The sequence below is a fragment of the Actinomadura sp. KC216 genome, assembly GCF_004348535.1.
Classification (GTDB): Bacteria; Actinomycetota; Actinomycetes; order Streptosporangiales; family Streptosporangiaceae; genus Spirillospora.
Window position 1 is genome coordinate 1 of the sequence record NZ_SMJX01000350.1, and the last position, 8219, is coordinate 8219.

The 8219-nt window shown below is 70.4% G+C and carries 8 protein-coding genes and 1 tRNA gene; 4 read left to right on the forward strand and 5 right to left on the reverse strand.

Annotated elements, in window-relative coordinates:
* Positions 1 to 258 precede the first annotated feature (258 nt).
* Complete coding sequence (locus E1264_RS36415; RefSeq protein ID WP_132181053.1) at positions 259 to 1971, forward strand: HD domain-containing protein; 1713 nt, start codon at positions 259 to 261, stop codon at positions 1969 to 1971.
* 12 nt (positions 1972 to 1983) lie between these two features.
* On the opposite strand, the gene E1264_RS36420 is transcribed toward E1264_RS36415, so the two are convergent.
* Positions 1984 to 2622 (reverse strand): hypothetical protein, encoded by a 639-nt coding sequence (locus tag E1264_RS36420; RefSeq protein WP_132181055.1) that lies wholly within the window; start codon positions 2620 to 2622, stop codon positions 1984 to 1986.
* A 245-nt stretch (positions 2623 to 2867) separates the two neighbouring features.
* Positions 2868 to 3881 carry a glutamine synthetase gene (gene glnII / locus E1264_RS36425; protein WP_132181057.1) on the reverse strand — a complete coding sequence of 338 codons (1014 nt, stop codon included), beginning with the start codon at positions 3879 to 3881 and terminating at the stop codon, positions 2868 to 2870.
* Positions 3882 to 4017: 136 nt separating this feature from the next.
* Between glnII and E1264_RS36430 the strand changes: the two genes are divergently transcribed.
* The 3 genes from E1264_RS36430 (at position 4018) to E1264_RS36440 (ending at position 6924) form a co-directional block, all read left to right on the forward strand.
* Complete coding sequence (locus E1264_RS36430; protein WP_132181059.1) at positions 4018 to 4950, forward strand: hypothetical protein; 933 nt, start codon at positions 4018 to 4020, stop codon at positions 4948 to 4950.
* Positions 4951 to 5094: 144 nt separating this feature from the next.
* Positions 5095 to 6141 carry a right-handed parallel beta-helix repeat-containing protein gene (locus E1264_RS36435; protein WP_165964561.1) on the forward strand — a complete coding sequence of 349 codons (1047 nt, stop codon included), beginning with the start codon at positions 5095 to 5097 and terminating at the stop codon, positions 6139 to 6141.
* Positions 6142 to 6243: 102 nt separating this feature from the next.
* A complete protein-coding gene (locus tag E1264_RS36440) occupies positions 6244 to 6924 on the forward strand; it encodes a DUF899 family protein (protein WP_132181063.1) in 681 nt (226 codons plus the stop codon).
* 58 nt (positions 6925 to 6982) lie between these two features.
* Here the strand turns inward: E1264_RS36440 and E1264_RS36445 are convergent, their stop codons facing one another.
* From E1264_RS36445 to E1264_RS36455, 3 genes are all read right to left on the reverse strand, one after another.
* Positions 6983 to 7609, reverse strand: a complete 627-nt coding sequence (locus E1264_RS36445; protein ID WP_132181065.1) for a GNAT family protein — start codon at positions 7607 to 7609, stop codon at positions 6983 to 6985.
* Between the two features lie 113 nt (positions 7610 to 7722).
* Positions 7723 to 7794, reverse strand: a tRNA-Val gene (locus tag E1264_RS36450).
* Positions 7795 to 7846: 52 nt separating this feature from the next.
* Positions 7847 to 8219 (reverse strand): aldehyde dehydrogenase family protein (locus E1264_RS36455; protein ID WP_132181067.1); only part of this gene is annotated, 373 nt, incomplete at its 5' end.

Here is an 8219-nt window from a genome sequence, read left to right on the forward strand (position 1 = left end):
CCCCTGTCCGCCGCCATGCACTGCCCCCCGACGTCCCCCTGCGGCTCGCAACAACGCTGCGTCACACTACGGAAGGCGAGCGCCCGATTACTTAGGCGACACACCACAGAGCGCGGCGATAGCGCTGCGCAAAGAACTCCGGACCTTCCCTTGGCGTCCCGGAGGCGAAAACCGCGCGGCGCTTCTCTCCCCGGATGAACGAAGGGCATAATGGCGATCACATTCCGTAGCGAGCGGCAGGCGAGCCAGGTGGGTGCTATGGCGACGCTCAATCCGGCGAAGGGGCGGTTCCGGTTGCCGGCGCGGCGGCGGATCGCGGCCGGCGGGCCCGATCCCGTCCGGGCCGCGCTCGCGCCGCTGCTGGCCGCGCACCGCGCCGCCTACCCGGGTGCCGACGAGGCGGAGCTCCTGCACGGCTACGAGGTCGCGGAGCGGCTGCATCGCGGGCAGCTCCGCAAGTCCGGCGCCCCGTACATCACGCACCCGCTGGCCGTCGCGCTGATCCTCGCCGGGATGGGCCTCGACACGACGACGCTCGTCGCCGCCCTGCTGCACGACACCGTCGAGGACACCCCGTACACGCTCGGGGAGCTGCGCGCCGAGTTCGGCGAGGAGGTCGCGGTCCTGGTGGACGGCGTCACGAAGCTCGACGGCGAGCGGTGGGGCGACCGCGCCGAGGCGGAGACGTTCCGCAAGATCGTGCTGGCCGCGGCGGCCGACCTGCGCGTCCTGGTGATCAAGCTGGCCGACCGGCTGCACAACCTGCGGACGCTGGGGTTCCAGCCGCCGCACAAGCGGGCCCGCATCGCGAAGGCGTCCCACGAGCTGCTGGTCCCGTTCGCGGAGCGGCTCGGCATCCACGTCCTCAAGCGGGAGATGGACGACCTGGCGTTCGCGGCCCGGCTCCCGGAGCAGCACGCCACGACGCGGGAGGCGGTCCGGCAGGCGCTGCGGGACGCCGGCCGGGAGTTCGCGCCCGCGATGGGGCTGATCCGCGCGGCGCTGGCCGAGCACGGGGTGGCGGCGCGCGTCCAGATCAGGCCGTCGCACCTGTACGCGGTGCACCAGTCGTTCGGCGGCGACCTCGCCGGGCTGCGGCCCTGCGAGGCGGCGCGGCTCCTGCTGATGGTCGACGGCGCCGAACGCGACTGCTACATCGCCCTCGGCGCCGTGCACGCCGCGCTGCACCCGGTCGCGGGCCAGGTCCGCGACTTCATCGCGATGCCGAAGGACAACATGTACCGGTCGCTGCACACCCGCGTGATCAGCCCGGACGGCGACCCCTTCGAGGTGATCATCCGGACGGAGGCGATGCATCCGGTCGCCGAGCACGGCATCGTCGCGCACATCCGCGACGCGGGCGACGACGCGTCCACCGCCGTCGCCGGGCGCCGCGACCTGGTGTGGCTGAGCCGCCTGCTGGCCTGGCAGTCGGACGCGCCGTCCGCCGAGTTCCTCGACCGGCTCCGCACCGACCTCGCCGCGGGCAACGTCGCCGCGTTCACCACCGGCGGCGACATCGTCGCGCTGCCCGCCGGGGCGACCGCGCTCGACTTCGCGTACGCGCTGAACGCGCGCACCGGCGACCGCTGCATCGGCGCCGTCGTGAACGGGCGCCTCACGCCGATGTCGGTGCAGGTCCGCAGCGGCAACGTGGTGGAGATCCTCACCGACCCGGCCGGGTCCCCGTCCGAGGACTGGCTGGACATCGCCGTGACCGTCACCGCCCGCGTCCACATCCAGCAGCGCCTGACGCTGCGCCGCGCGGAAGAGGCCGCCGACGCGGGACGGCGCCGCCTCATCCGGGCGCTGGCCCGCCGGGACGTCGACCTGCTCGCCGCCGAGGCGCACGGCGACTCGCTGTCGGTGGCCCGCGAGCTCGGCTACTCCGAGATCAACGAGATGTACGCGGCCCTGGACGCCGGGACGCTCGCCCTGGACGACCTGCTGGCCAGGTTCGTCCGCCCTTGAGCACCCCGGGGGTCAGCGTCGGCGGCGGCGGCGCTTGGACGGCCCGTCCTGCGGGAACGGCTGCGAACCCGCCACCACGGCGGACAGCAGCACCACGACGGCGGTGCCGCCGAGCAGGTTGATCCCCGCCGTCGCGAGCGCCGCGTCGAACGGCCCCTTCAGCGTCAGCGGCAGGATCGTCAGCAGCACGACCACGATCGCGCCGATCCACGCGAACGCGCGCACGGGACGCGCCGCCGACGCCACCAGCAGGTGCATCAGCGCGGTCGCCTGGATCGTCCCCGCCATCGCGCACAGCGCGTAGCTGGTCGCGGCGGCCGTCGGGGCGGCGTGCCCGCCCGCGTACACCGGGACCTCCACCCCGACCATCGTGCGCAGCCCGATCACGGCGGCGAAGGCGAGCAGGCCCCCGCCCAGCGCGGCGGCGATCCCCGTCCACCAGAGCGGCCGCAGCGACGGCCCCGACGCCGCGGCGATCTCCTCGTGCAGCGCGATGAAGTCCTCGTACCGTCGCGCCGGAGCCTCCGCCGGGCGCCGCCGCGCCGTGGTGGGACACCGGAACGACCGCTCCCAGGGCCGTGGCGCAGGGCGGCCGGCGGCGCGCCTGCCGTGCAGGCCACCGGAGTACCGCCCGAATGACGAATCGGGCATGTCCCCTCCCCCGTGCGAAACGTAGAGGTGGTACCCGGTGCCGAACGGGGGAACTCCCCCAAGCGCACCATTTTGCAGATGTTTGGCCGCGTTCCACGGCAAAGCAGCCCGTGTCGCCGAGCGGGAGAACCCCGGGGAGCGACGCTCCCCGGGGCCCTCTCTCCCCCACGACCAGACGCCCCGCGGCCGGACGGAGGCCCGCCGGCCGGACGAGCCGGCGCGATCGGACGGCCCGGCGGCCGGGATCAGACCTGGCCGGCCGTCTCCAGCGCCGCGCAGCAGGTGCCGGTGATCAGGCGGGTCACCACGTACGGGTCGACGTTGGCGTTCGGGCGCCGGTCCTCGATGTAGCCCTTCTTGTCGACCTCGACCTGCCACGGGATCCGCACGGACGCGCCGCGGTCCGACACGCCGTAGCTGAACTCGCTCCACGGGGCCGTCTCGTGCATGCCGGTCAGCCGCCGCTCGATGTCGGCGCCGTACCCGGCCACGTGCTCCTGCGCCTTCCCGGCGAGCGCCTCGCACGCCGTGATGATCGCGTCGTAGCCCTCGCGCATGGCCTTGGTCGAGAAGTTCGTGTGCGCGCCCGCGCCGTTCCAGTCGCCCTCGACCGGCTTGGGGTCGAGGGTGGCGGAGACGTCGAACTCCTCAGCGATGCGGTACAGCAGCCAGCGGGCGACCCACATGTGGTCGCCGACCTCGACGGGCCCCGCCGGGCCGATCTGGAACTCCCACTGACCGGGCATGACCTCCGCGTTGATGCCGGAGATCTTCAGCCCCGCCGCAAGGCAGGCGTCCATGTGCTTCTCGACGATGTCGCGTCCGAACACCTCGTCGGCGCCGACGCCGCAGTAGTAGAAGCCCTGCGGGGCGGGGTAGCCGCGCTCGGGGAAGCCCAGGGGGCGGCCGTCCTTGAAGAACGTGTACTCCTGCTCGATGCCGTACCAGGAGTCATGGTCGGCGTACTTCTCGGCGACGGGACGCAGCTTGGCACGGGTGTTGGTCTCGTGGGGCGTCCCGTCAACGAGGTACACCTCGCAGAGGACCAGCTTGCTGTCGCCGCCGCGGATGGGGTCGGGGCAGGAGAAGACGGGCTTGAGCACGCAGTCGGAGTGGTCGCCGGGGGCCTGGTTGGTGCTGGACCCGTCGAAGCCCCAGTCGGGCAGGTCGGCACCGTCCGCGAGGATCCGCGTCTTCGACCGCAGCCGCGCGGTCGGCTCGGTGCCGTCGATCCAGATGTACTCGGCCTTGTAGCTCAACGTCGGTCCCTTCCAGGCGGTTTCGGCACGTCACAACCTGCCAACCGGGCATTTCGGACCTGTTGCCCGATTGTGAACGTCATGTAAACCGCGTCCGGGCCGTCCCGAACCCGGATGTCCGCCATAATCGGCCGACATGTCGCAACAGCTCCGTGAGCACATTCGCGTCCGGCTCGCCCTCGGCAAAGACGACTTCGACACCATCGTCGAGCGAGCCGCCGAGTGCATGGACGACACTCCCGACGTTACCTCCCTCGCCCGCGAGATCGCCGCCGAGGAGTTCGCCGCCTACCTCGCCGACCAGCGCACCTGGCCCGACGTGACCGACTCCGACCGGCTGCTGCGCGCGTTCCGCGACCTCGACATGTCCGGCATCGTGGCCCGCGCCGACTTCTCCTGCTGCCAGAACTGCGGGATCTCCGAGGTCGGCGGCGAGGTGCCGGACGGCGAGCAGCGGCGCGGCTACACGTTCTGCCACCGCCAGGACATGGAGACCGCGGTCTCCGGCGGCGGCCTCATGCTCGCCTACGGCATCTTCAAGGACGCCGACGAGCCGTCCACGCAGCCGGAGATCGGCGAAGAGGTCGCCGGGGCCCTCCGCCGCCACGGCCTGACCGTGGGCTGGGACGGCGACCCGCGCCGCCGCATCGAGGTCGACGTCACCTACCGGCGGCGCCGCGCCGGCCATCTCGCCACCTGGCCGGACGGCCCCGCCGCGCCCGTCCCGGACGCCGACCGCCTCGACGTCACGTACAGCGACTACGCGAAGGGCCGCAACGCGGACGCCCCCGTGCCGATGACACTGGCCGAGGCCCGCGGCGTCCTCCTCGAACTCACGCCCTACCCGGACAACTTCGCCGTCTTCGTGGGCCGCTCGGACGGCGCCGCGCAGGTGATGTGGGAGGCGGGCCCGCGCCTGTGGCTGGAATTCCCGGACCCGGTCGCGCGCCGCTTCCACGGCCGCCACGTGACCATGGCCGAGGCCGAGGAGATCATCTCCGTCCTCGCCGTCGAGGACCGCGTGGCCCTGGACCTCCTCCCCGGCCACACCACCGAGAACTGGGGCTGACGCCCGGCGAATTCATCCACCTTCCCAAGACCCCTTTCACTTTTTACCCCCCTCACATCAACGGAATAATCTTTCCGGTTCAAGATGATCGAGGAATTGGTTTGCCGCACGGCGCGGCAAAGCACAGCGAAACGGGGGAAAAGGATGAGGCGGATTATCGCGGCCTCGGTCGGCACGGGCGTCGTGCTGGCCGGGCTCGCCACCATCGCGCCCGCCGGCCAGGCGGCGGGCGGACGGACGCATGTCGTCCGGCCGGGCCATTCGATCCAGGCGGCCGTCAACCGAGCCAAGCCGGGCGATACCATCCGGCTCAAGGCCGGCCACTACAACGGCGGCGTCCTGGTCCGCAAGCGCCTCACGATCCGGGGTGAGGGCAACAAGACGATCGTCCGTCCCGGCGGCCGCGACCACTGCGCGCGGGCCAAGGTCCCAGGCATGGGCTTCTGCGTCGTCGGCTGGACGAACCGCCCGGTCAGGGGGGTGACGATCCAGCAGCTGGTCGTCCGCGACTTCAGGGGCACCGGCGTGTTCGGCTACTACACCGACCGCATGAAGGTCCAGGCCGTCCTCGCCAAGAGGAACGGCGAGTACGGCATCGCCCAATACAGGTCCACCCGCGGCCGGTTCGTCTGGAACTGGACCCTCGACAACCGCGACGACGCCGGACTCTACGTCGGCGACATCGCCAACGCGTACGGCACCGAGATCGCCTCGAACCATTCCACCGGCAACACACTCGGTGTCCTGGTCCGGCACGCCCGCCACGTCAAGATCCACCACAATTCGATCACGAACAACTGCACCGGAATCGCCCTGGTCGACGACAGCCAGGCGTCGGGACAGGGCCACACGAAGGTGTGGAAGAACCGCGTCTCGATGAACAACAAGTTCTGCGAGGCGCACGGCCCGGTCCCGGCGCTCAGCGGCACCGGAATCCTGTTCTTCGGCGGCGACCACAACGAGATCGTCAAGAACACCGTGCACCGCAACCGCGGGGAACTGCCCTACTCCGGCGGGATCGTCCTCTTCCGCGGCACACCACCGCGCAACCGCCCCGCCCACCACAACCTGATCAAGGCCAACCACCTCCGCGGCAACCAGCCGTACGACCTGGTCAACAACAGCGGCAGCAACACCAACCGCTTCCGCGGCAACACCTGCGGCACGTCCAGCCCGAACGGCCTCTGCTGAGCCCCGGAACCCCTGTCCCCGGACCCGGGGACAGGGGTTCCACCGATGAGTTAGACGCCCGGCCATGGTCCACACATAGAGACCGCGAACCAAGGAGGACCCATGACCGCGCTACCGCCCATCGTCGACACCGAGACCTGGCAGCGCCACCTGGCCGAACTACGCGCCCGCGAGAAGGCCGCGACCCGCGAACTCGACGCGATCGCCGCCCAGCGCCGCCGGATGCCGATGGTCGAGATGCCCGACTACACCCTGGAGGGCGAGGAAGGCCCGGTCACCCTCGCCGACATCTTCGAGGGCAGATCCCAACTCATCGTCTACAACCACATGTGGTTCCCGAACGAAAAGTGGCAGTGCCCAGGCTGCACAGGGTTCACCTCCCAGTTCACACGCCTGGAATTCCTGGACTTCTACGACGCCAGATTCGTCATAGTCACCCAGGGCCCTATAGACGAAGCCCTCGAATACAAACAGCGCGTCGGCAACAAGATGACCTGGTACTCCACCGCGAACAGCCCGTTCGGCACCGACGTCGACGCACCCCCAGGCGGCGGCTTCGCCGTCAACGTCTTCCTACGCGACGGCGACACCGTCTACCGCACCTGGCACACCAACGGCCGAGGCACCGAACAGCTGACCCACACCTTCCCCCTCATAGACCTACTCCCCTACGGCCGCCAAGAAGAATGGCAGGACTCCCCGGAAGGCTGGCCCCAGTCCCCCACCTACACCCGCTGGCCAACCTCAGACCAGATAGCCGCCCACTACGGCCCGCCCGAGTAGCTCCCAAGCCAACAGCCCGCTCACCGCTGTGAGTACGTGTCCCGCCACGGACGGCACGTCACCGATGCCGGACGGCGGGGCAGATCGCAGTGTCGGGGTCGGTACGGGAGAACCAGGCTGCCGGGACCGTCCGTCCGACCGGCAGGAGATGCGTGTCCGAGCCCGCCACGCGGACGAACCCGGCCGATTGGAGCGAGCGGATGCAGGCGGTGTTGGTGGGCTCGGTACCGGCCCTGACCTCGGCATAGCCGAAATGGTGGTGCGCAAGCTGGTAGATGGCTGTAAACAGTTCGGCGCCCAAGCCCAAGCCGCGATAGTCCGGGCTCAAACTCCCACCGACCTCGCACGCGTCCGGCGTGACCTCCTGGATCGTGGCCATCCCAGCGTAGGCACGGTTCTGCGGGTCGATCGCCACCAAGCAGAGCGGAGCACGAACCGGCCCCCAGCCCAGTAACGGACGCCTCAGTCTGGCGCGCCCGTTCAAAAGGCGTTCCCGCTGGCGCTCAGGAACCACACTTTCGGGTTCCCACCCGAGCCATCGCTGAGCATCCGCGTCGCTGGCCACCGCCAGGACCGCCAGGACGTCGATGATCGTCGGCGAGCGGAACAGCAGCCGCGGGGTCGAGATCACATGACGGCCGCGCACGCAGCCCCCGACCGATCGGCGCGAGACAACTTTCAGCATCGTGGACGGCACGCTCTCTCAAGTCCTGTGGATCATGCCAGAGCCATCCCTGAACGCGCACCCGAAAGATCAAAAGCCATGGCCCGGAGTCCGGACCATGGCTTAGACCTGTGTGGGCGCGGCAGGTTTCGAACCTGCGGCCACTCGCTTGTAAGGCGAGTGCTCTACCCCTGAGCTACGCGCCCGGGTTGCCGGGAAAGCGTACCCGGTTCGTGGGGGCGGGCGCGAAACGGTGGGTCAGGGGGTGTCCAGGTGGACCCAGACGCCCTTGATCTCGGTGTAGGCGTCCAGGGCGTAGGGGCCCATTTCGCGGCCCCAGCCGCTGGATTTGTAGCCGCCCCAGGGGGCGGCGGCGTCGGGGATGGGGAGCATGTTGATGAAGACGGCGCCGGCGCGGATGTCGGCGGCCATGCGGTGGGCGGTGGCGAGGTCGCGGGTCCAGATGGACGCGGCCAGGCCGAACTCGGTGTCGTTGGCGCGGGCGGCGAGCTCTTCGGGGTCGTCGTAGGCGAGGACGGGCAGGACGGGGCCGAAGATCTCCTCGCGGGCGATGGTCATGTCGTCGGTGACGCCGCCGAAGACGGTGGGGGTGTAGAAGTTGCCGTTGGAG